The sequence below is a fragment of the Mesorhizobium sp. 2RAF45 genome, assembly GCF_052115225.1.
GTDB classification, from domain to species: domain Bacteria; phylum Pseudomonadota; class Alphaproteobacteria; order Rhizobiales; family Rhizobiaceae; genus Mesorhizobium; species Mesorhizobium jarvisii.
The window spans coordinates 282,265-302,648 of sequence record NZ_JBFRGG010000006.1 but is presented as its reverse complement, the minus strand read 5'-3'; the positions used below and the strand labels follow the sequence as shown (position 1 = coordinate 302,648).

The 20,384-nt window shown below is 62.8% G+C and carries 22 protein-coding genes; 16 read left to right on the top strand and 6 right to left on the bottom strand.

Annotated elements, in window-relative coordinates:
* From AB4Z43_RS19075 to AB4Z43_RS19040, 8 genes are all read left to right on the top strand, one after another.
* Complete coding sequence (locus tag AB4Z43_RS19075; RefSeq protein ID WP_441938726.1) at positions 1–1,089, top strand: phosphotriesterase family protein; 1,089 nt, start codon at positions 1–3, stop codon at positions 1,087–1,089.
* A 33-nt stretch (positions 1,090–1,122) separates the two neighbouring features.
* Positions 1,123–1,893, top strand: coding sequence for a glutamine amidotransferase (locus AB4Z43_RS19070; protein WP_038645574.1), 771 nt, complete (start codon positions 1,123–1,125; stop codon positions 1,891–1,893).
* A 2-nt stretch (positions 1,894–1,895) separates the two neighbouring features.
* Positions 1,896–2,807 (top strand): ribokinase, encoded by a 912-nt coding sequence (locus AB4Z43_RS19065; protein WP_202360353.1) that lies wholly within the window; start codon positions 1,896–1,898, stop codon positions 2,805–2,807.
* Complete coding sequence (locus tag AB4Z43_RS19060) at positions 2,804–3,649, top strand: BtpA/SgcQ family protein (RefSeq protein ID WP_019857125.1); 846 nt, start codon at positions 2,804–2,806, stop codon at positions 3,647–3,649. Before AB4Z43_RS19065 ends, AB4Z43_RS19060 begins: the two co-directional genes overlap by 4 nt.
* On the top strand, positions 3,646–4,890 hold the full coding sequence (locus AB4Z43_RS19055) for a Zn-dependent hydrolase (protein WP_019857124.1): 1,245 nt from the start codon (positions 3,646–3,648) through the stop codon (positions 4,888–4,890). Before AB4Z43_RS19060 ends, AB4Z43_RS19055 begins: the two co-directional genes overlap by 4 nt.
* A 238-nt stretch (positions 4,891–5,128) precedes the next feature.
* Entirely contained in the window at positions 5,129–7,282 is a 2,154-nt protein-coding gene (locus AB4Z43_RS19050) for a transglycosylase domain-containing protein (protein WP_019857123.1), read from the top strand.
* Positions 7,283–7,393: 111 nt separating this feature from the next.
* On the top strand, positions 7,394–7,978 hold the full coding sequence (locus AB4Z43_RS19045; protein ID WP_019857122.1) for a DUF1214 domain-containing protein: 585 nt from the start codon (positions 7,394–7,396) through the stop codon (positions 7,976–7,978).
* Positions 7,971–8,540 (top strand): DUF1254 domain-containing protein, encoded by a 570-nt coding sequence (locus AB4Z43_RS19040; RefSeq protein ID WP_441938725.1) that lies wholly within the window; start codon positions 7,971–7,973, stop codon positions 8,538–8,540. The genes AB4Z43_RS19045 and AB4Z43_RS19040 overlap by 8 nt, the downstream gene beginning before the upstream one ends.
* A 51-nt stretch (positions 8,541–8,591) precedes the next feature.
* On the opposite strand, the gene AB4Z43_RS19035 is transcribed toward AB4Z43_RS19040, so the two are convergent.
* On the bottom strand, positions 8,592–8,777 hold the full coding sequence (locus AB4Z43_RS19035; RefSeq protein WP_441938724.1) for a hypothetical protein: 186 nt from the start codon (positions 8,775–8,777) through the stop codon (positions 8,592–8,594).
* A gap of 210 nt (positions 8,778–8,987) precedes the next feature.
* Between AB4Z43_RS19035 and AB4Z43_RS19030 the strand changes: the two genes are divergently transcribed.
* Complete coding sequence (locus AB4Z43_RS19030) at positions 8,988–10,022, top strand: hypothetical protein (protein ID WP_441938723.1); 1,035 nt, start codon at positions 8,988–8,990, stop codon at positions 10,020–10,022.
* On the opposite strand, the gene AB4Z43_RS19025 is transcribed toward AB4Z43_RS19030, so the two are convergent.
* The 3 genes from AB4Z43_RS19025 to AB4Z43_RS19015 form a co-directional block, all read right to left on the bottom strand.
* Positions 10,000–10,347, bottom strand: a complete 348-nt coding sequence (locus AB4Z43_RS19025) for a DUF1491 family protein (RefSeq protein ID WP_019857119.1) — start codon at positions 10,345–10,347, stop codon at positions 10,000–10,002. The two genes, AB4Z43_RS19030 and AB4Z43_RS19025, sit on opposite strands and share 23 nt — an antisense overlap.
* Before the next feature lie 207 nt (positions 10,348–10,554).
* A complete protein-coding gene (locus tag AB4Z43_RS19020; RefSeq protein WP_441938722.1) occupies positions 10,555–11,367 on the bottom strand; it encodes a peptidoglycan-binding domain-containing protein in 813 nt (270 codons plus the stop codon).
* A complete protein-coding gene (locus AB4Z43_RS19015; RefSeq protein ID WP_441938721.1) occupies positions 11,342–13,105 on the bottom strand; it encodes a sensor histidine kinase in 1,764 nt (587 codons plus the stop codon). Before AB4Z43_RS19015 ends, AB4Z43_RS19020 begins: the two co-directional genes overlap by 26 nt.
* A gap of 532 nt (positions 13,106–13,637) precedes the next feature.
* Between AB4Z43_RS19015 and AB4Z43_RS19010 the strand changes: the two genes are divergently transcribed.
* Complete coding sequence (locus tag AB4Z43_RS19010; RefSeq protein WP_019857116.1) at positions 13,638–13,988, top strand: DUF5330 domain-containing protein; 351 nt, start codon at positions 13,638–13,640, stop codon at positions 13,986–13,988.
* 100 nt (positions 13,989–14,088) lie between these two features.
* The gene (locus tag AB4Z43_RS19005; RefSeq protein ID WP_019857115.1) at positions 14,089–14,517 is read left to right on the top strand and encodes a SufE family protein; all 429 of its coding nucleotides are present in this window, start codon (positions 14,089–14,091) and stop codon (positions 14,515–14,517) included.
* 82 nt (positions 14,518–14,599) lie between these two features.
* On the opposite strand, the gene AB4Z43_RS19000 is transcribed toward AB4Z43_RS19005, so the two are convergent.
* A complete protein-coding gene (locus AB4Z43_RS19000) occupies positions 14,600–15,025 on the bottom strand; it encodes a MucR family transcriptional regulator (protein ID WP_019857114.1) in 426 nt (141 codons plus the stop codon).
* A 589-nt stretch (positions 15,026–15,614) separates the two neighbouring features.
* Positions 15,615–15,839 carry a hypothetical protein gene (locus tag AB4Z43_RS18995; RefSeq protein ID WP_441938720.1) on the bottom strand — a complete coding sequence of 75 codons (225 nt, stop codon included), beginning with the start codon at positions 15,837–15,839 and terminating at the stop codon, positions 15,615–15,617.
* A 114-nt stretch (positions 15,840–15,953) separates the two neighbouring features.
* Here AB4Z43_RS18995 and AB4Z43_RS18990 point away from each other — a divergent pair, with 114 nt between their 5' ends.
* From AB4Z43_RS18990 to AB4Z43_RS18970, 5 genes are all read left to right on the top strand, one after another.
* Positions 15,954–18,077, top strand: coding sequence for a S9 family peptidase (locus AB4Z43_RS18990; protein ID WP_019857113.1), 2,124 nt, complete (start codon positions 15,954–15,956; stop codon positions 18,075–18,077).
* Positions 18,074–18,700: a LysE family translocator gene (locus AB4Z43_RS18985; protein ID WP_019857112.1), complete on the top strand. Its 627-nt coding sequence runs from the start codon at positions 18,074–18,076 to the stop codon at positions 18,698–18,700. Before AB4Z43_RS18990 ends, AB4Z43_RS18985 begins: the two co-directional genes overlap by 4 nt.
* A gap of 150 nt (positions 18,701–18,850) precedes the next feature.
* Positions 18,851–19,240 (top strand): SET domain-containing protein, encoded by a 390-nt coding sequence (locus AB4Z43_RS18980; RefSeq protein WP_027046644.1) that lies wholly within the window; start codon positions 18,851–18,853, stop codon positions 19,238–19,240.
* A gap of 102 nt (positions 19,241–19,342) precedes the next feature.
* Positions 19,343–19,654, top strand: a complete 312-nt coding sequence (locus tag AB4Z43_RS18975; protein ID WP_019857110.1) for a hypothetical protein — start codon at positions 19,343–19,345, stop codon at positions 19,652–19,654.
* The gene (locus AB4Z43_RS18970; protein WP_441938719.1) at positions 19,581–20,384 is read left to right on the top strand and encodes a serine hydrolase domain-containing protein; all 804 of its coding nucleotides are present in this window, start codon (positions 19,581–19,583) and stop codon (positions 20,382–20,384) included. The genes AB4Z43_RS18975 and AB4Z43_RS18970 overlap by 74 nt, the downstream gene beginning before the upstream one ends.

Here is a 20,384-nt window from a genome sequence, read left to right as displayed (position 1 = left end):
ATGGATCATTTGTTCGACAACACGCCAAGGCAAAGGGTGCCGATCGGTGTTCGCTCCGGCACCGTGATGACCGTTGCCGGCCCGGCCGCGATCGCCGACATGGGCGTGACGCTGATGCACGAACATATCCTGCTCGATGGTTCGACATCCTGGAAATGCCCCTGCCATCCCGACGACCGGAAGATCGCCCAGCAGCCGGTCAGCATGGAGATCATCGGCGAATTGCGGATGAACCCCTACATGAATCGCGACAATGTCTCGCTCGACAACAGCGACCTGGCGCTTTCCGAGCTCGCCAGGTACCGGGCGCTTGGCGGCCATACGGTTGTCGACGCGACCAATATCGGCATCGGCCGCGATCCGGTGAAGCTGGCGCGTATTGCCCGCGCCTCCGGATTGCGCATCGTCATGGGCACGGGCTTCTATCTGCAGCACACCCATCCCGACTGGCTGAAGGCGATGGACGTCGACGCCGTCACAGAATTTCTCGTCAACGATGTCGGCGGCGGCCCGACGCAGCCCGAGATCATGGCCGGCATCATCGGCGAGGTCGGCGTCAGCAAGGATTTCACCGAAGAGGAACGCAAGTCGCTGCGGGCTTCAGCGCGCGCGGCCAGGATCACCGGCGTCCCGCTGACCATCCATCTGCCCGGCTGGGAACGGCTGGCGCATGACGTGCTAGACGTGGTCGAGGCGGAAGGCGCAGATCTCAGACACACTGTCCTCTGCCATATGAATCCGAGCCATAATGATCTTGCCTACCAGAGAAGCCTCGCTGCGCGTGGCGCCTTCCTGGAATACGACATGATCGGCATGGATTTCTATTATGCCGACCAGGATGCGCAATCGCCTTCCGACGAGCAGAACGCGCAGGCGATCCGTTCGTTGATCGACATGGGGCTGGTCGACAGGATCCTGCTGTCGCAGGACGTCTTCCTGAAGATCATGCTGACGCGCTTCGGCGGCTTCGGCTACGGCTTCATCCTCAAACATTTCGTGCCAAGGCTGAAACGCCATGGTGTCGAGCAATCGGCAATCGACCGCATGCTCGTCGACAACCCAAAGACCGTGTTCGCCGCGAGCCTCTGAACCGCCGGCCACAGCAAAAAACAGGGAGTTTACATGTCCAGGAAGAAAGTTCTTCTCGCCGGCGAGTCCTGGGTCTCGACCGCGACCCACATCAAGGGCTTCGACCAGTTTCCGACCGTGACCTATCACACCGGCGCCGATGAACTGCTGGCGGCGCTGAAGGATGGTCCGTTCGACGTCACCTTCATGCCCGCGCACGAAGCGCAGCGGAATTTTCCCCAGACCATGGAGACGCTTTCGGCCTATGACGCCGTGGTGCTTTCCGACCTTGGCGCCAATACGCTGTTGCTTCACCCCGACACCTGGGTCCACTCCAAGCCGACGCCGAACCGGCTGCGGCTGCTGCGCGACTATGTCGGCAATGGCGGCGGCCTCCTGATGTTCGGCGGCTACTACAGCTTCCAGGGCATCAACGGCGGCGCACGCTACCACAAGACGCCGGTCGAGGACGTTCTGCCGGTGACCTGCCTGCCGGTGGACGATCGCGTCGAGGTGCCCGAGGGCTATGCGCCGGTCGTTGTCGGCCCTCAGAGCCATCCAATCTTGAAGGGCCTGGGCAAGGATTGGCCGATCCTGCTCGGCTTCAACGAGGTCACGGTCAAGGAGGGCGCCGAAGTCCTCGCCACCGTGTCTTCCGACTACCGTTCCATGCCCCTGCTGGTGACCGGCAAATATGGCAAGGGCCGCACCGTCGCCTGGACATCGGATGTCGGGCCACACTGGCTGCCGCCGGGCTTCATCGCCTGGAATGGCTACAAGACACTCTTCGAACAGATGCTGGGCTGGGCGACAGCCAGGGATTAGCCATGCGCGTCCATGTCGTCGGCAATGTCTGCGTCGATACGACGTTTCAGCTGGGCCGCTTTCCGCGGCCGGGCGAGACGTTGAACGCGTCCAGTCATATTGACGGACTTGGCGGCAAAGGGGCGAACCAGGCGGTGGCCGCCGCCCGCACCGGAGCCGATGTCCGCTTCCACGCGGCGATCGGCGACGACGCCGCCGGCCTTTGGATACGGGAACAGTTGAGCCGCGACCTCGACGCCAGCCATCTGACGATGCTGGCACTACCCAGCGACCGGTCGACGATCATCGTCGATGTGCGGGGCGAAAACCTCATCGTCACCGGCGCCAGCTGCGCCGCCGCCTTCGATCCGCTGGCCGACGGCGGTTTCGCGACGTCGATCGAACGCGGCGACATTGCGGTGATGCAAGGCAATCTTCCTCCCGATGTAACGACAGCCTGCCTGCAAGCGGCGCGCAGCGCGGGCGCCATGACGATCCTCAATCCAAGTCCGCTTGCGGTGGGTTCGACACCGTGTATGGACGCCGTGCGCCTCGCTGTCGTCAACGCAGGCGAAGCAGAGCAACTGACCGGAACCGGCGATGCAGCCGCGGCGGCCCGCGAATTGATCCGTCAAGGCGCCGACAGCGCGATCGTGACGCTTGGTGCGGCCGGCTGCCTGGTTGCCGACCGCGAAGGACGGATCGACCGGTTCGCGGCGCCCAAAGTGGACGTGGTGGACACCAGCGGCGCGGGCGATGTCTTTTGCGGCTGCCTCGCAGGCTGCCTTGCGGCTGGCATCAGCCTCGCCGCGGCCGCGCGGATCGCGGTACGAGCCGCGGCCATTTCGGTCGGTCGCCCCGGCACGCTCGGCTCCTGCCCCGACAGGCAGGAGATGAAGATACTCATGGAAACGACGGAAGCGGAAACCGCATGACAAAATCCCCCAACTCCATCGGCTCCAAGCAGGGCGTCGACGCGCTGCAGTCGATCTTCGGCCGAAAGAAAGTGGTCATCGGCGTCGTTCATCTGGCGCCCTTGCCGGGCGCGCCGCGCTACGATGGCGAGGCGGTCGAGACCATCTACCAGCGCGGCCTCGACGATGCCAAAGCCTATCTCGATGGCGGTTGCGACGGCGTGATCGTCGAAAACCATGGCGACGTGCCCTTCGCCAAGCCGGACGATATCGGCCCAGAGACCTCCGCTTACATGTCCGTCGTCTCCGACCGCATCCGCAGGGAACTCGGCCGGCCGATCGGCATCAATGTGCTCGCCAATGCCTCCATCCCCGCGCTGTCGATCGCCAGCGCCTCGGGTGCCTCCTTCGTGCGCGTCAATCAGTGGGCGAACGCCTATGTCGCCAATGAGGGCTTTATCGAAGGCGAGGCGGCGCGCGCCATGCGCTTCCGTGCCAGGCTTCGCGCCAACGGCATCCGCATCTTCGCCGATGCCCATGTCAAGCATGGCGCCCATGCGATCGTCGGCGACCGGCCGGTCGAGGAACAGGTCAAGGACCTGGTGTTCTTCGATGCCGATGCGGTGATCGCCACCGGTCAGCGCACCGGCCACGCCGCCGACCTCGGCTATATCAGGATGATCAAGCAGGCCGCCGGGTTGCCGACGCTTGTCGGCAGCGGCGTGACGCCCGAAAATGCCAACGACATTCTCGACATTGTCGACGGCGTCATCGTGGCCAGCTCGCTGAAACATGATGGCGTCTGGTGGAATCAAGTCGATCCGCTGCGGGTGAAGGCCTTCATCAGCGGCCTCAAGCGATGAGTTTGACGCCTCGGATCGACGGCGACAGACTGCTCGGGCGGCTTGATGCTTTCGCTGGGATCGGGGCGACACCAGCCGGCGGTGTCAACCGGCAGGCGTTCAGCGTCGAGGATCGCAGGGCCCGGCGCCTCCTGGCTGAGCTGGCGCTGGAGCGTGGCTTCACGGTCTTTCAGGACGGTATCGCGAACCTCTTCATTCGCCGCGAGGGTACGGATGCCACGCTGCCACCGCTCCTGATCGGCAGCCATCTCGACAGCCAGCCGACAGGCGGCCGCTTCGACGGTGCGCTCGGCACGCTTTGCGCCTTCGAGGTGCTCGAAGCGCTGGAGGACGCACAGGCTGAAACCCGAATGCCGGTCGAGGTCGTCGCCTGGGCCAATGAAGAAGGCAGCCGCTTCGCGCCGGGCGTCATGGGCTCCATGGCTTTCACAGGCGCGGATGCCGCTACGTGGAAATCCGTTGTCGGCGCCGACGGTGCGCTCCTCGCGGCTGAGCTGGTCGCGACGATCACCGCCTTGCCGGAGGCTGCCCTCCGTCCAACCGGCATACCGATATCAGGCTATATCGAGCTCCACATCGAACAGGGGCCATCGCTGGAAAAGGAGCAGTTGCCGATCGGTGTCGTGACCGCCGTCCAGGGCACGCGCTGGCTGGAAGTCACGACCCAGGGCACTGCCGGTCATGCGGGCACGACAGACCTTGCCTACCGCAGGGATCCGATGGTCGCAGCGATTGCCGCGATCCACAGGCTGCAGACGACAATCATGCCGCTCGACAGCAGCGCGCGGCTGACGGTGGGCCGGATCGCCGCCAGGCCGGGATCGATCAACGCCATACCGCAATCGGTGGCCTTCACCGTCGATATCAGGCATCCGCTGGCAGAGCAGCTCGATGTCATAGAGACCGAGGTCCGCCAGGTCTGCGCGGCGGAAGCAGAGGCCCAGCATTGCACGGCAATGATCAAGCGATCGTTCGACATGCCCGGGGCGGCCTTCTCGCCCGATATGGTCAACCTCGTCGAGGAGGCCGTCAATTCCCTGGGGCTTCCGCACAAGCAGATGATATCGGGCGCGTTCCATGATGCGCTGTTTCTCGCCCGCGTCGCGCCTGCCGCAATGATCTTCGTGCCATGCCGTGACGGGCTTAGCCACAACGAGGCGGAGTATGTGGAACCTGCCGACGCAGTGACCGGCGCACGCGTTCTGCTGCGGACGGCCATCATGGCCGCCTCGCCGCGATGACCATTCATGGCACCCGTCTCTGACAGGCTGATCGCAGTCAGCCGACCAAACGCGGTTTCGAGGTGGCGACCGTCGCCAATGATGGTTGTCCCTGCCCCCTCGTCGACAAACCTTGCAGCTGTGTCCTCGCAGCCCTTGTGGGCACCCATAAAATGGATGAATAGTCAGGACAGGGCGCCGCCCTGAAATTGCCGGCTTGCGGTTTTCAGGTCACGCCACAGCCGAGCCGGGTTTTTGAATGGTCAGCCCTGAACCGCGCAAGAGAAGAGGTCCGATCGCGTCGCGCCTTCTGGCGCTGGACGCCTGGATCGATTCCTCGCTCTATGAGATCGGGTTCAAGGCGCGGCAGTTCTGGGAAGCGGCGACGATCTTCTCGCGGCGCTTCCGTCTCAAGGGCTGGCGGCGTGGCATCATCGAGATTTTGAGCGAAGGTTTCACGCTCGGCGCCGGCGGCATCGTGGTGATGCTGGCGCTGGCCATTCCGGCGTTCCAGGATACGGCCGGCGACTGGCGCGCCCAAGGCGATTTCGCCGTCACCTTCCTCGACCGCTATGGCAACGAGATCGGCCAGCGCGGCATCATCCAGCGCGATTCCGTGCCGGTCGACGAGATGCCGGACCATGTCATCAAGGCGGTGCTGGCCACCGAGGACCGACGCTTCTTCGACCACTACGGCATCGACGTACTCGGCCTGTCCCGCGCGATCTTCGAGAATGTGCGGGCGAACTCGGTCGTCCAGGGTGGCTCGAGCATCACCCAGCAGCTGGCCAAGAACCTGTTCCTGACCAATGAGCGCACCTTCGAGCGCAAGATCAAGGAAGCCTTCCTGTCGCTGTGGCTCGAAGCCAATCTGTCGAAAAAGGAAATCCTGCAACTCTATCTCGACCGCGCCTATATGGGCGGCGGCACCTTCGGCATCGAGGCGGCGGCGGACTTCTATTTCGGCAAGAGCGTCAAGGACTTGAACCTGGCCGAAGCGGCGATGCTGGCCGGCCTGTTCAAGGCACCGACCAAATACGCCCCGCACATCAACCTGCCGGCAGCGCGCGCCCGCGCCAATGTGGTGCTGTCGAACCTGGTCGATTCCGGCTTCATGACCGAAGGCCAGGTGCTGCAGGCAAGGCTGCATCCGGCCGACGTCGTCGACCGCGGCGAACAGAAGAGCCCCGATTATTTCCTCGACTGGGCCTTCGACGAGGTCAAGAAGATCGCCAAGCCCGGCCAGCATTCGCTGGTTGCCCATACCACCTTCGACGCCAACATCCAGAAGGCGGCGGAAGAGTCCGTCGAGTTCCACCTGCGCCAGTTCGGCAAGGAGTACAACGTCACCGAAGGTGCCGTTGTGGTCATCGAGACCAATGGCGCGGTCCGCGCCATCGTCGGCGGCCGCGACTACGGCGCCAGCCAGTTCAACCGCGCCACCAAGGCGCTGCGCCAGACCGGCTCGTCCTTCAAACCCTATGTCTACGCCACGGCGATGGAACACGGCTTCACGCCCAACTCCATCATTTCCGGCGGGCCAATCAGCTGGGGCAACTGGTCACCGCACAATTACAGCGGCGAATCAGCCGGCAACATCACGCTGATCATGGCGATGGCCAAGTCGATCAACACCGTCCCGGTGCGGCTGGCCAAGGACCATCTCGGCATCGCGCCGATCAAGGCGATGGCTGAGGCGATGGGCGTGGAATCGCCGCTAGAGGCACACAAGACGATGGTGCTCGGCACTTCGGGCATGACCGTGATGGACCAGGCGACGGGCTACAGCGTGTTCGCCCAAAACGGCTTCGTCGGCTCCCGGCACGGCATCACCCAGCTCGTCACCCGCACCGGCGACGTAGTCTATGACTGGACCAAGGATGCGCCGCCGCCGCACCGGGTGCTGTCCGAGCAGGCGCTGAAATCCATGAACACCATGCTGGCGGCCGTGCCGGTGATGGGCACGGCGCGGCGCGCGCAAATTCCCAACATCGTCGTCGCCGGCAAGACCGGCACGACGCAATCCTATCGTGATGCCTGGTTCGTCGGCTTCACCGGCAACTACACGGCGGCCGTGTGGCTGGGCAATGATGATTTCACCCCGACCAAGAACATGACCGGCGGCTCGCTGCCGGCGATGGTGTGGCAACGCCTGATGGTCTACGCGCACCAGAACATCGACCTGAAGCCGATCCCCGGCATCGACAAACCTTTCGTCGACGAGGATATCGCGGCCAAGGCCGCGGAAGCGCAGAAGAAGAGCGAGGAACAGGCCGCGGCCGACGCGGCCGCCGAACGCCCTGCGGTGCTGTCCGGCCGGACCACGCAGACGCTGAGGGACATGACGCAGCTGTTCCAATCCGCACCCAAACTCAACGCCGCCGCCTCGCCCGAAACGCTCTCGGCGCTGTGACTTCGGCCTCGGCGCGGACCAAGCCAACAGGCAAATCCATCACGCCCGCTTGCCACAGGGCCCCGCGCCGCGATATCCCCGAACGGCAATCCTTCGCGCACGCGGCCCTTCATGCTCAAGAACGCCTTCCTGATGCTGCTTTCGCTTGCCATAGCCATTGGCGGCGGCGGCGCCAGCGTCTGGTATGCGCTGAAGATCCAGGACGGCGTCGGCGCCATCCGCATCGGCCAATGGACGGCCTTCCCCGATATCGGCACTCCAGCAGCCGACCCCTACTCGAAGGCCCGCGTGGCGCGCGAGGGCGTGCTTGCACTCGGCCGCGCCGAAGGCCTGTCCTTCGTCGCCGAAAATGACGCTGCCGGCGACCAGCTCAAGCGGGAATGCAGCTACAGGATAGAGGGCGGATTCCCGACCGCTCGATTCTGGACGCTCTACGCCGCCGATCAGTCGCTCGGCGTCGTCGAGACCGGCAAGCCGCGGCTTGCCGCGCTTCAATCCTACCAGGTGCTGCGCCAGGCCGACAATTCGGTGACCATCTCGGTCGGCCATCACCCCATGCCCGGCAATTGGCTTCTGACCGACGGTTCTGGACGGATGTATTTCGTCCTGACCTTCTACGACACGCCGATCGCCAGCAGCACCGGCCTGTCGGACGTCTCGCTGCCCAGGATCGTGAAGGCCGGCTGCGATGCGTAATGTCCTGGCCACGCTGCGCCGTCTTTTCCACGCTGTGCTGCTCGGCCTGGTCGGCGCCGGCATTGTCCACATCGTGGTGCTGCTCCTGGTACCGGAATTTTCGGAACGCGATGCCTGGTCGCGATTGTCCATGGCCTCCGATCTCTACCGGATGAACCGGCTCGATGCCGAGGCGGGCGGCGCGCCGGTGGTGAAATCGGTCGACCCGCTGTTCTACGCCACGGCCTGCCGTTTCGACCTCGAGCAAGGCATGGTCCGGATCAAAGCTCCGGGGAACGTCCCCTTCTGGTCGGTGTCGGTCTATGACCGCAACGGCCACAACATCTATTCCTTCAACGACCATACGGCGACCGGCGGCAAGCTCGATGCCGTGGTGCTGACGCCGGCGCAGATGATCGACGTGCGCAAGGATTTGCCCGAGGATCTGCAGGGGGCGATCTTCGTCGAAGCACCGATCGACGAGGGCATCTTCGTCATCCGCAGCTTCGTCCCGGACGACAGCTGGAAGCCGATCGTGTCACGCTTTCTCGACCAGAGTTCCTGCGAGCTGCAGGATTTCTAGACCAATAGCCAGAGGCCCAGATCTAGTAGCCTGACGGAACGGACCAAGGCTTCAGTGGTGCGGCACCGGCGTCCGTGGCGATCCCGGCTTGTCGGGCCCGGCAGGCCGAGCTTCCCCGGTGCTGGACCGCTCATAGCGGATGCCTGGAAAGATGATCACCGCCGCCGGTATTTCGGTGTTTTGCTTGGCTCGATTGGTCGGTGCCGCACGCGGCACGAAAGACAGTACCATGCCCATGATTCGCGCATTCCTCTCGGTTTCCCCGGAGCACAACGCAACGCCTCCAAATATCATTAAGGCCGGCAGAGGGTTAACGGAGCGCTAACGGATCACCGCTAACTTGATCTTTGTCTTGAGGTCAGCAGGTTCTGACCAGGGCAATCGCTCAACCGACACAGTCCCGGTTGAGCGTGGTCAAGGCTGTGTATCGAGTATCGGGTATCCTTCGTGTCATCTTCGGACTTCAGGCAAATCGCGATACGGACGGAATCGGGCAAGGCCGAAAGGCTGTTCCGCGCCGCGGTGTCGGCGTTCTGCTCGCTGACCCGCCCGTCACGCCGCGAGATCGGCCAACTCGAAGACCTGACGCTGCCGCTGTTCGACGATGTGTCCGTCGAATCGCGACGCTACGTCGCTGCCGCCCTTTCCGAATGCGAATATGCCCCCGCGGCACTCGTGCGGCGCCTCTGCGAGGAACCGGTCGACATTGCCGCGCCGCTGCTGATCCGTTCGCGCGCCGTCAGCGATATCGACCTCATCGCGCTGATCGGCCGGCACGGGCTGCCGCACGCGCGGGCCATAGCGCGCCGCAAGGACCTGAACCCGACCATCGCCGATCTGATCCGGGCGCTCGAACGGCCGACACTGGTGCGGGTGCGGGAACCGGACGTGCAAGCCCCCGCGGCGCCAACCGTCGCAGCCGTGAATGCGGAAGCTGCCGAGGACAGTGCTTCAAGCCAACAGTCTCCCGGCATTGCCGCCGAGAATGCCCGGCGCAGGCTGCGCTCGATGATGCGTACCGGCGACGAAGCATCGGCGGCGAAGGTCGATGCGTTCCCCGCCTCGGATACCTATGTCAAACTGCGCGAGACGGCGCTGACGGGAAACGCCGCTTTCTTCCAGACCGCGCTTGCGGACGCGCTCGACATTGATTTCTCGACCGCGCGCTCGCTGACTGCCAGCCAGAACTATGCCTCACTGCTCGCGGCGCTACGATCGCTCGACTTCAGCGAGGACAGGGCCTTCCTGATCACCGTCGCCATCTACCCCAGCCTGTTCCCGCATCCGCAGGCCATCCGCACCTATCTCGACCGCTACCGCCTGCTGCATCGCGATGTGGCTCTGGACAGGGTGCGGGGATGGAAAGCCGAGGCCCTCTCCAGGATGGTTCGCGACGCGTCGCCCGCAAACAGCGACAGCCGCAAGGCATCGAACAGCGACGAAGCCTCAGCCCCCGCCCTCAAGGCGTCTTCACGGAAATAAGCTCCTCGACGGGAACGGTGCCGGCCTCGATCTCCACCACCCAGATGTCGGGATCGAACTTCTTTTCCCTCTCGAGACGGGCATCGAGCACGGCCGGATCGTCTTCGGCGGCGAGAAGGCTGAAGAAACGGTCGTCGGGCTTGGCCGAATCGTAGCTTGTCTGCGGCGCCGGCCCGTAGAGGGCGACGTCACCCAGCCTGCCCCGCGCCAGCACGAAAACAGCACCGGCCTCGGTCGCGCCACGGTTGACCACGGCGGCAAATCCGCCAGCGCCGAAAACGCGGCGCACCAAGGCAGAAACCCACAGATCCGATGTGACGCGCATAAGAAAGCTCCGAAAGCGTGCGGGCTATCTAAAGCAGATGGCCGTTTCAAGGAAACGGCCATCTGCTCTAACTCTTTGTTTTGACGCAATTCCCTAGGGAAAGCGCTACGCGCTTTTCCCGGGAAAACCGTTCAAACTTTTCCTGGAATTGCTTGCCGATAATTCCGCCGCTCGGCGAGCCGTCGTTTCGGCCTCGTTGGCCGGACCTCAATTGGTCAGGCCGATCTCGCGCATCTTGACGTAGACGATCTCGTCGGGCTCGCCGGTCTGCGGCAGGCCGAACAGCGACTGGAATTCCTTGATCGCCGCCTTGGTGCGCGCGCCGACGACACCATCCAACTGCATGTCGTCATTGCCGAACGCCTTGAGCCCGGCCTGGATCTTGACGATGCGGGGGTCGGGTCCCTGGGTCGGGGCGGCATCCGTCTGCCCGGAATTCGTTTGCCCAGAATTTGTCTGACCAAAATTTGTCTGGAGGGACACCGGAACGGCGGCCTGCGTATCCGGGCGCGGCTGCGGTTTGGGCACGGAGGCAGTCTTCGGCGTTGCACCAAGCTGATCGAGCAACAGGGCATCGATCTCGCCGGAAGCGTTGAGGCCGACCTTCTGCTGGTAGGCCTGTATGGCCTTGCGCGTGTTGGGGCCGGAAATGCCGTCGACCGTGCCGGAATAGAAGTCGAGGTCCTTCAATATGCCTTGCACCTGCTCGACCACCGGATCACCCTTCATCGGTGCGGGGGCCGCATTGGGCCGCACGATGTTGATCGTCGTCTCCGGCTCGTCGGAGGCAGTGTGCGGAAAACCCTGGAAATTGCGGGTGGCGAAGAACGCCCCGGCATGCGGGAAAGGCTGATACCACAGCGCATTCGCCGAGACATAGAACAGCGTCACCAGGAATGCCGTCGATCCGCCGACCAGGACCGGATTGCGCGAAATCATCCCGCCGACGGCCATGGCGCCGTCCTGGAAGGCGTTGCTGCGGCGTTTGACCGCCTTAGGCTGTTTTGCGGAGCGAGCCATTTCTGTCCCCTTTCGCCCTCGTCACCGGCATCGTCAGCACCCCTGCCTCGTTCGCCGGACGCCCCTTCGGCCCGTTGACCGGCAGGCTGATGGTCACCGTGGTGCCCTCGCCCGGCATGCTTTCGATCGACATGGTGCCTTCGTGCAGCGCCACCAGCCCCTTCACCAGCGACAGGCCAAGGCCGGTCCCCTCGAAACGGCGCGTATAGTCGTTCTGGATCTGCGTGAAGGGCTTGCCGAGATTGGCGAAATCCTCCTCGGCAATGCCGATGCCGGTGTCCCTGACCCAGAAATGCAGGCGCGAACCGATCCGCTTGGCGCCAACGACGACATCGCCGCCGTCGGGCGTGAACTTGATCGCATTGGAGACGAGATTGATCAGCATCTGCTGCACGGCGCGGCGATCGGCATTGATGTCGCCGGCGTCGGGAGCGATCTGCGTCTGCAAATCGATGTTCTTGGCCTGCGCCTGCAGCCGCATCATCGACTGGCACATCTCGACGGCTTCCATAAACCGGAACGGCTCCGGGTCCGCCGTGTAGGCGCCCGATTCGATCCTCGACACGTCGAGTATGGACGTCACGACAGCCAGAAGATGCTGGCCCGAATCCCGCACCAGGGTGACATATTCCTTCTGGCGCGGATCCTTGAAGGCGCCGAACATCTCATGCAGCAGCATGTCCGAGAAGCCGATGATGGCGTTCAGCGGCGTGCGCAGTTCATGGCTGACCACCGCCAGGAACCGGCCCTTGGCCACTTCCGCGGCTGCCGCCGTCTCATTGGCCTGCGCCAGTTCCTCACGCAGGCGGGCAGTCTCGTCATTCTCGCGCAGCACCAGCGTGAAGACGTCGCTCTGCTCCTCGCCACGCAGCAGTTCGAGCAGGAATGGCCGGTAATTGTCGGCCATCAAGCGACTGTCACTTTGGCGCGTATCATTCTGGCCGTTGCCGTTCTGGGGCAGCCTGACGCGCAATTCGAGGCGGCGCGAGGCAGCACCATCGCGCATATCCGCCAGGGCGCTGAGATAGGAGACACGGTCCGACAGGTGGACACGGTCGAACAAGCCGGTTCCGGAAAGCAGTTCCGGCGGCAATTTCAAAAGCGTGCGTGCCTTGGCGGACGCATCGAGCACCTCGCCATGGCGGGCGACGCGCAGGATCACCGCGTCAATGATGTCTTCCAGCCGGTCGCCGGTATCGAGCGTATCGGCCGCACCGGCGCTATCGCGAAACGCCGACAGGCGCGGGATCAGCGTCAGCGCCCAGGCCAGCGGCACCAGCCAATGCCAGGCAGCGATCTGCGCGCGCGCGAAGGGCAAGAAGGCCGCAGCCAGAGGCTGAAGGGCGATGGCGGCAATGGCCGAGACCGCTCCCCACAGGACCGCACGCCGCGAAGCACCGATCCACCAGGCTTCGAAGGGCAGCGCCACGGCAAGCACGGCGACGGGAGAACTCAACCCGCCGGCGGCGGCGATCAGACCGCCAAGCGCAACGGCCGCCATCGCCAGGGCAACCGGTGCCGCCACGGGCATCTTGCCGGTAGCCGCCACCAGCAAGGCGACGAACCAGCACAGACCGAAGGCGGCGAAGATAGCGGCCATGGTCACAGCGGCGCCCATGCCTGATGTGACCAGCGTGACCGCGGCACCCGCGGCGAAGAATGGCGCTGCCAGCATGACACCGATGAAACGGCGTTGGCGCTCGCGGCCGCTCTGCCCGAGAATTGAGGGATGGACCATACGTTCGCAACCGGCGGCAATCGCGCCAGGCAATTCAGCGTATCTGGCCTTGATCGGCATCAACTCAACGCACTCGCACTCGTCGTGAACAGCTCTGCTTTTGCAGATTGTTTTGATTGGCTCCGAAACTCTCATCCAGCGTTTAAGGAATGGATAAGGCAGGGCCGACCAAAGCCCGGCCCGTGGCAAATATCGGGATCGCAGCGGTCGAAAACCCGGGCAAATGCCGCCATAGTAAATGGAGGGTTATCTGCGAACGCCTGCCGTCGCCGGATCATGGACGAGGTGAGAACCGACTAAATTCCAGAAAAATTCAATGGAAACAGCAGGATAAACGGTTATCAAGAGATAACGAAAATCGTCCCGATATGAAACAAATCCATGGCAAAACGCTTCGTTTCGAATTTGCCTAAAATTTGAGGAAAATTGTCGCTGTGCGCGCAAGCCGTCCTTTGTGCCTGTGTGCCAACATCCTGCCCATAAAAGAGGTCATGCCATATGATGCATGATCCGGTCACGACGAGAGGCAGGCATGTTCTTCCTGATAAGAATGGCTTTCTGGTTTTCACTGGTGCTGCTGGCGCTGCCGCTGGGTGTCGGTTCCGACGAGCCGGGGCAGGAAAGCGTCGGGCCGATCCAGGCCCTGTTCGCGGCACGCGACGCGGTGGGCGACATTGCCGGCATCTGCGAGCGCAAGCCCGACGTCTGTGAGACGGGCAAGTCGGCGATGCACACCATCACCGCGCGTGCCAAGGAAACCGCCAAGATCGCGGCCGCCATGCTGGACGACAAGTCCACCGGCCCCGATACCTCGACAATGACGGGCAGCGTGGCGGAAGAGATCGTCCTGCCCGAGACCGTCAACCTGCCGGTCAAGAATTAAGCCGTCTCGACGGCGCACCGCGGGCCGTCTGCCCTCTCGACGCCCGCGGTGTCCTTGTTTTTTCCGTGACGCGGGGCCGCCGCGTGACTATATCCGGATCATGACGACCACGATCCAGACGATCCGCGACGACTTCTCCTTCCTTGACGAATGGGAGGACCGCTATCGTTACGTCATCGAGCTCGGCGAGGCGCTGCCTCCCTTTCCCGATGAAGAGCGCAATGCCGCCAACAAGGTCCCGGGTTGCGTCAGCCAGGTCTGGCTGACCACCGAACAGGGACCGGGCAGCGATCCGGTCGTCACTTTCACGGGGGATTCGGACGCCCATATCGTGCGCGGTCTGGTCGCGATCATGCTGGCGCTGTTTTCCGGACGGACCGCCAGCGAAATCCAGAAAACCGATGCGGAAGCCACGCTGAAGGCACTCGGCCTGGACGAGCACCTGTCGCCGCAGCGCGCCAATGGCCTTCGCTCGATGGTCAAGCGCATCAAGCGCGATGCCGAGATGGCACTCAAGCAGACCGCCTGACGCCCTCCGGCCAGCCTGTTCCCCAAAATCAAACGGCGCCCAAAGGCGCCGTCGATGTCGGGTCGACCTGAGGGAACAGCGACTACCGCGCCTTGCGCTTGCGGCCAAGGCCCATCTTCTTGGCGAGCTGGGAGCGGGCTGCCGCATAGTTCGGAGCAACCATCGGATAGCTCGGGTCGAGATTCCACTTTTCGCGATACTGCTCCGGCGTAAGATCATAGTGGGTCATCAGGTGACGCTTGAGCGACTTGAACTTCTTGCCGTCTTCAAGGCAGACAATGTAGTCGTCATGAACCGAGCGCTTCGGGTTGACAGCCGGCTTCTGCTTGTCGGCGGGGGGCTGTTCGGCGGTTCCGCCCACACGCCCGAGAGCGGCATGGACATCGGATATGAGGTTCGGCAATTCGCCGACCGGCACGGGGTTGTTGCTGACATAGGCGGCCACCACATCGGCGGTCAGCTCGATCAGCGCATCGTTGTTTCTGGAAGGTGTTTCGACAATATCCATGGTCTTCAGGCCCCAACAAGAGTTACGTCGATATGCGCCCTTTTTTACAGGCAGGGCATCGCACGAATTTTGAGCAGGTAGTGTTTCTACGATTCGTGTCGTGGGCACATCAATGCGACCATGGAGCAAGTAAGTCAATTCGCCCTTTGCATTATATTTAGGAAATCTGATCAACTATTCGCCAGTCAGCTTCAATCTTTCGTGCATCATGTAATTTTTCGATATTTCGTTCGCCAAACCGGCACTGCCTGACGTTAGGTCAGCTGATCGTTACATTCGCGATAACTCACAAAGCAATTCTCAATGCTCTGGTTTGCTTTGTCAGGGCGCCGTCAATCTTGGTTGTTCACAACTTTGCACAAAACCATAGGTTGCCGCTCATCTTTTCGCAGACAACGAGGCGACCTGTCCCACCGGCCGCATCACAATCAATCGACGACCGTCAAGCAATACGGGGTGATGTACTTCCCATAGGCCCGGCCGGTGACGAAAGCGCCGTTTTTGGCCGGGTCGTGCCAGACCTCAGACCAGCGATAGCGAACCGTCTGGTGTTGCTTCCATGCCGGCTGATTGGCGATGTCGAGCCGGTTTACGCCGCCGGTGCATCGCCCGGTATCTGCAGGACGGTGCCGTTCGGGTATGCGGCCTGCTTCTGGGAGGTGCCGGACGGATACTTGCGCACGTTGAGCGTCTCGCCGAACGGCACATTGGCCACTTGCCAAGCCGCGAATACGGTCGCATGAGACTGGCCGGCAAAGACCAGAGTCAGCGAAGCGACGGCGAAAGTCGCAGCGATCCGAGATCGAATAGTCATCATCTTCCTCCCGACCCACCTCATGGAGCCGACACCACCTCTAGGTTACGGCCCTTGAACCCACCCTGATCGGCGTGTTCACTCATCATTCAAGATATTCCCAAGCGAGACGCAATGACCAAGACTTCCGGATTTCCGATCGTCAGCCCGCCGACACCGCAGAAGCGGCCGGTTTTCGACACGCATCACGGCATCACGCGAACCGATGAATATGCCTGGCTGCGGGCCGACAACTGGCAGGAGATGTTTCGGGACCCGTCCCTGCTCGATGCGGGCATCCGCGCCGAACTCGAAGCCGAGAATGCCTACCAGTCGAAGCTGATGGCCGACACTTCAGACCTGCGGAAGCAGCTTTTCAAGGAGATGAAGGGCCGCATCAAGGAAGACGATTCTTCCGTTCCGATGAAGGACGGGCCCTATGCCTATGGATCTTCTTTCAAGCTCGGCGGCGAGCAGCCGCGCTATTTCCGCATGCCGCGCGACGGCGGAACCGAGCAGATCCTGCTCGACGGCGACCTCGAGGCGGAAGGCAAGGCGTATTTCCGGCTCGGCGGTGTCGACCATTCGGCTGATCACCGCAGGCTGTTGTGGGCCTTCGACGACAAGGGGTCCGAGTTCTACACGTTGTGCGTGCGCGACCTTGCCGATGGCAAGGACTTGGCGGACCAGATTCCCGCGACAGGCGGCTCGGGCGTATGGGACGCGGGCAATGACGGATTCTTCTACACGCGTCTCGACCCCAACCACCGGCCCTCGAAAGTGCTGTTCCACGCGCTTGGACAAGACCCTGGAACCGACCGCCTGATCTATGAGGAAACCGATCCCGGCTTCTTCATGAATGTCGACGGCACCCGCGACAACCAATGGATCATGATCGGCATCAACGACCACGAGACCTCGGAATATCGGCTGCTGAGCGCCAGCGATCCGTTTGCCGAACCCAGGCTGGTTTGTGCGCGCGAGACCGGCCTTCAATATGAGCTGGAGGAAGGCGGCGACATCTTCTTCATCCTGACCAATGCGGACGGCGCCAAGGACTTCAAGATCATGACGGCGCCGGCAAGCGATCCGGTCCGCGCCAACTGGCAGGAGCTGGTGCCGCATGAACCGGGCCGGCTGATCCTGTCGGTGATCGGCTTCAAGGACCATATGGTCCGGCTTGAGCGCAAGGAGGGCCTGCCGCGCATTGTCGTGCGCGACCGCACCAGTGGCGAAGAGCATCTTCTGTCTCTCGATGAGGAGGCTTTCTCGCTCGGCCTGTCGGGCTCCTATGAATACGACACCGAGATCATGCGCTTTTCCTATTCGTCGATGACGACGCCAGCGCAGGTGTTCGACTACAATATGCGCACTCGCGAACGTGTGCTGCTCAAGACCCAGGAAGTTCCGGCCGGTCATGATGCGGACCATTATGTCACCAGGCGGCTGATGGCGCCCGCCGCCGACGGCGAGCTGGTGCCGATCTCGCTTCTGCACCATCGCGACACGCCGCTAGATGGATCAGCACCTTGCCTGCTTTACGGCTACGGCTCGTACGGCATCACCGTGCCGGCGGCCTTCAACACCAACTGCCTGTCGCTGGTCGACCGCGGCTTCGTCTACGCCATCGCTCATGTGCGCGGCGGCAAGGACAAGGGCTACGGCTGGTACGATGACGGCAAGCGGGCGCACAAGATGAACACGTTTACGGATTTCATCGCCTGTGCGCGCCACCTCGTTGCCGAGCGCTATAGCGCGCATGACCGCATGGTCGCGCAAGGCGGCTCGGCCGGCGGCATGCTGATGGGCGCCATCGCCAATATGGCGCCGGACTGCTTCGGCGGCATCGTCGCCGAGGTTCCCTTCGTCGACGTGCTCACCACCATGCTCGACGCGACCTTGCCGCTGACACCGCCGGAATGGCCGGAATGGGGCAATCCGGTCGCGTCGGCCGACGACTACCGCACCATCGCCGCTTACTCGCCTTACGACAATGTCGCGGCCCTCGACTATCCGCCGATCCTGGCGCTCGCCGGCCTAACCGACCCGCGCGTCACCTATTGGGAGCCGGCCAAATGGGTCGCACGGCTGCGCGACCGCAAGATCGGCGACAATCCGGTGCTGTTCAAGATCAACATGGATTCCGGCCATGCCGGCGCCTCCGGCCGGTTTTCAAGGCTGGAGGAGATCGCCTATACCTATTCCTTCGCGCTGAAGGTTACAGGCAAGGCGCAGCTTATCGAGGAGACCCTCCGATGATCGATCTGTCGACATTGATCGCCTACATCGCCGTCGTGCTCGGCTTTGTCTTTATTCCGGGTCCGGCCACGCTGCTGACGATCGCCCGGGCAACGAGTTCGGGAACGAAGGTCGGGATCGCGACCGGCGCCGGGATCGCGGCCGGCGACATTTTTCAGACTGTCATGGCGATGCTCGGCATCTCGGCGATCATCGCCACCTCGGCGACGCTGTTCAGCATCGTAAAATATATCGGTGCGGCCTACCTCGTTTATCTCGGCATCCGCGCCATCATTGAGAAAACGCCGGCCGATCCCGCTGCCGGCGCGCTCGCGATCTCGGCTGACAAGGCGTTTCGGCAGGCCGTCCTGACCGAAGTGCTCAACCCCAAGACCGCACTGTTTTTCCTGGCATTCCTGCCTCAGTTCGTACGGCCCGAAAACGGAACGGTGATGCTTCAATTGGCCGTGCTGGGAATTGTCTTCGTCGTGCTCGGCCTTTTCAGCACGATCGTCTTTGCCGTGAGCGCCGGTCGTCTCGGCTCTTTCCTGCGCCGAAATCCGACCGTGCTGAAATGGCAGGGCAAGGTTGTCGGCGGAATCTACTGTGCCTTGGGCGTGCGCCTGGCCTTGCAGCAACGCTGAGGCTCCGGACAGCACGTTCACTTTTGGGTTCAGCGATCATGACTTTTTGAATTCCGCATTGCTCATTTCCACTCGCAATTGCGATGGTCGCGCGTTACCCCTGCACGACTTTCCCGGGTGATGAAGCCCACACGCGCACAAGGGTCCATTATGCTGCTCGTCGACGTCTATCTCGACAAATCGCCGATCCAGGGCATTGGCGTCTTTGCCAAGCACCACATCCCCAAGGGCACGCTGATCTGGAAGCTCGACCCCCGCTTCGACCGGATCATCGACGTCGAGACCTATGAGGGCGAGAGCGGGCCGGTGAAGAACTATCTCGACCGCTATTCCTACCCGGACCGGCGCGATCCGGCCTATATCGTCTTCGAAGCCGACGACGCCCGCTACATGAACCATGACGACGAGCCGAATTGCGATGTCTCGTCACCTGAGGAAACCTATGCCTTGCGCGACATCGCACCCGGCGAGGAACTGACCTGCAACTACAACCATTTCTTCGAGACGGGCTTCGATTTCCTCGGCGATCGGCACCTCTAGTCTGAAAATGGGCATGGCCCCTAGAAGCCGGGGCCGGAGACTTCGATTGCCCGGCCCCTGTCTGGGCTGCTAGTTTGGGTCCTGATAAATTAGAGCCCAAAAATGCTGCGGTCATTCGAGCAACTGCGCGACACGGCAAAGGCCGATCTTCTGATCGCGGCCGACGAGGAGCACGCGGCTTTGGCCGGCAGTGGCGCCTACGCGATGCCGTGGCACTGGCACGATTGCCTGATGTTCATCCTACCAAGCCATGGAACGGTCGAGCTCAAGCACGAAGACCAGCGCGAAGGGACGTGGCTGTCGCAGGACCGGTTCGCCGTTGTGCCGCAGAACAGAGCGCATGAGACCCGCGCCGGGATTGGCGCGCATCGCCATGTCGCCATCTATGTCACCGGCGCCATTCTGCGCCGGTGACATAGATGGCGATGCGCGGGTCCGCGATGTCCTCGACATGCGGGTGAGCCTGGATTTCGAGGAGATCTATCACGATCCGCGCGGCCCCTACGCGCGCTATCGCCGGGCCGGCCTGCTGGACCCCTCCGAACCCGGTGAGGAGCCCGAGACGGTCGTCGGCTTCATCGCCGGGCTGAAAAAAGGCCGGGGGGACCACGGCGGCGTCTATCACTACGCCTCCCCCAACTCCGATGTTCTGGGCCTCGTCATCCAGGGCGCTTCCGGGCGGCGCTTTCCTGATCTTGCTTCGGAGCGCCTGTTTCAGCCGCTCGGCGCCACGCAGGATGCCTATGTCACGGTCGATCGAGCCGGCACGCCGCGCACGGGCGGCGGCATCAACATGACGCCGCGCGATCTCGCGCGCATCGGCGAGATGATGCGGAAGGGCGGCGTCGCCGATGGACGCCGCATCGTCTCGCAGGCCTGGGTGAACGACACCACTACCGGCGGCTCTTCCAAGGCCTGGTCCGAAAGCACTTCCGCGAGCTGGCTGCCGAAAGGCCGTTACCACAACAAATGGTACCAGACAGGCAACGCCTTCTTCGCACTCGGCATTCATGGCCAGTGGCTCTATGTCGATCCGCGGGCAGAGATGGTCCTCGCAAAGTTTTCATCACAACCCGATGCCATCGTCGACGACGCCAAGGATTTCAATCTCACTCTGTTCGACGCACTGGCAAAGATCGTCTGA

What these genes read in the sequence shown, in the direction of transcription:
- AB4Z43_RS19050 (WP_019857123.1), top strand. Translation starts at nt 5,129, where the DNA reads ATGGTCAGCCCTGAACCGCGCAAGAGAAGAGGTCCGATCGCGTCGCGC.
- AB4Z43_RS19000 (WP_019857114.1), bottom strand. Translation starts at nt 15,025, where the DNA reads ATGGATATTGTCGAAACACCTTCCAGAAACAACGATGCGCTGATCGAG.
- AB4Z43_RS18995 (WP_441938720.1), bottom strand. Translation starts at nt 15,839, where the DNA reads ATGACTATTCGATCTCGGATCGCTGCGACTTTCGCCGTCGCTTCGCTG.
- AB4Z43_RS19005 (WP_019857115.1), top strand. Translation starts at nt 14,089, where the DNA reads ATGACGACCACGATCCAGACGATCCGCGACGACTTCTCCTTCCTTGAC.
- AB4Z43_RS19060 (WP_019857125.1), top strand. Translation starts at nt 2,804, where the DNA reads ATGACAAAATCCCCCAACTCCATCGGCTCCAAGCAGGGCGTCGACGCG.
- AB4Z43_RS19040 (WP_441938725.1), top strand. Translation starts at nt 7,971, where the DNA reads ATGCGTAATGTCCTGGCCACGCTGCGCCGTCTTTTCCACGCTGTGCTG.
- AB4Z43_RS18990 (WP_019857113.1), top strand. Translation starts at nt 15,954, where the DNA reads ATGACCAAGACTTCCGGATTTCCGATCGTCAGCCCGCCGACACCGCAG.
- AB4Z43_RS19015 (WP_441938721.1), bottom strand. Translation starts at nt 13,105, where the DNA reads ATGGTCCATCCCTCAATTCTCGGGCAGAGCGGCCGCGAGCGCCAACGC.
- AB4Z43_RS18970 (WP_441938719.1), top strand. Translation starts at nt 19,581, where the DNA reads ATGAGACCCGCGCCGGGATTGGCGCGCATCGCCATGTCGCCATCTATG.
- AB4Z43_RS18980 (WP_027046644.1), top strand. Translation starts at nt 18,851, where the DNA reads ATGCTGCTCGTCGACGTCTATCTCGACAAATCGCCGATCCAGGGCATT.
- AB4Z43_RS19075 (WP_441938726.1), top strand. Translation starts at nt 1, where the DNA reads ATGGATCATTTGTTCGACAACACGCCAAGGCAAAGGGTGCCGATCGGT.
- AB4Z43_RS19055 (WP_019857124.1), top strand. Translation starts at nt 3,646, where the DNA reads ATGAGTTTGACGCCTCGGATCGACGGCGACAGACTGCTCGGGCGGCTT.
- AB4Z43_RS19045 (WP_019857122.1), top strand. Translation starts at nt 7,394, where the DNA reads ATGCTCAAGAACGCCTTCCTGATGCTGCTTTCGCTTGCCATAGCCATT.
- AB4Z43_RS19065 (WP_202360353.1), top strand. Translation starts at nt 1,896, where the DNA reads ATGCGCGTCCATGTCGTCGGCAATGTCTGCGTCGATACGACGTTTCAG.
- AB4Z43_RS19025 (WP_019857119.1), bottom strand. Translation starts at nt 10,347, where the DNA reads ATGCGCGTCACATCGGATCTGTGGGTTTCTGCCTTGGTGCGCCGCGTT.
- AB4Z43_RS19020 (WP_441938722.1), bottom strand. Translation starts at nt 11,367, where the DNA reads ATGGCTCGCTCCGCAAAACAGCCTAAGGCGGTCAAACGCCGCAGCAAC.
- AB4Z43_RS19035 (WP_441938724.1), bottom strand. Translation starts at nt 8,777, where the DNA reads ATGGGCATGGTACTGTCTTTCGTGCCGCGTGCGGCACCGACCAATCGA.
- AB4Z43_RS19070 (WP_038645574.1), top strand. Translation starts at nt 1,123, where the DNA reads ATGTCCAGGAAGAAAGTTCTTCTCGCCGGCGAGTCCTGGGTCTCGACC.
- AB4Z43_RS19010 (WP_019857116.1), top strand. Translation starts at nt 13,638, where the DNA reads ATGTTCTTCCTGATAAGAATGGCTTTCTGGTTTTCACTGGTGCTGCTG.
- AB4Z43_RS18975 (WP_019857110.1), top strand. Translation starts at nt 19,343, where the DNA reads ATGCTGCGGTCATTCGAGCAACTGCGCGACACGGCAAAGGCCGATCTT.
- AB4Z43_RS18985 (WP_019857112.1), top strand. Translation starts at nt 18,074, where the DNA reads ATGATCGATCTGTCGACATTGATCGCCTACATCGCCGTCGTGCTCGGC.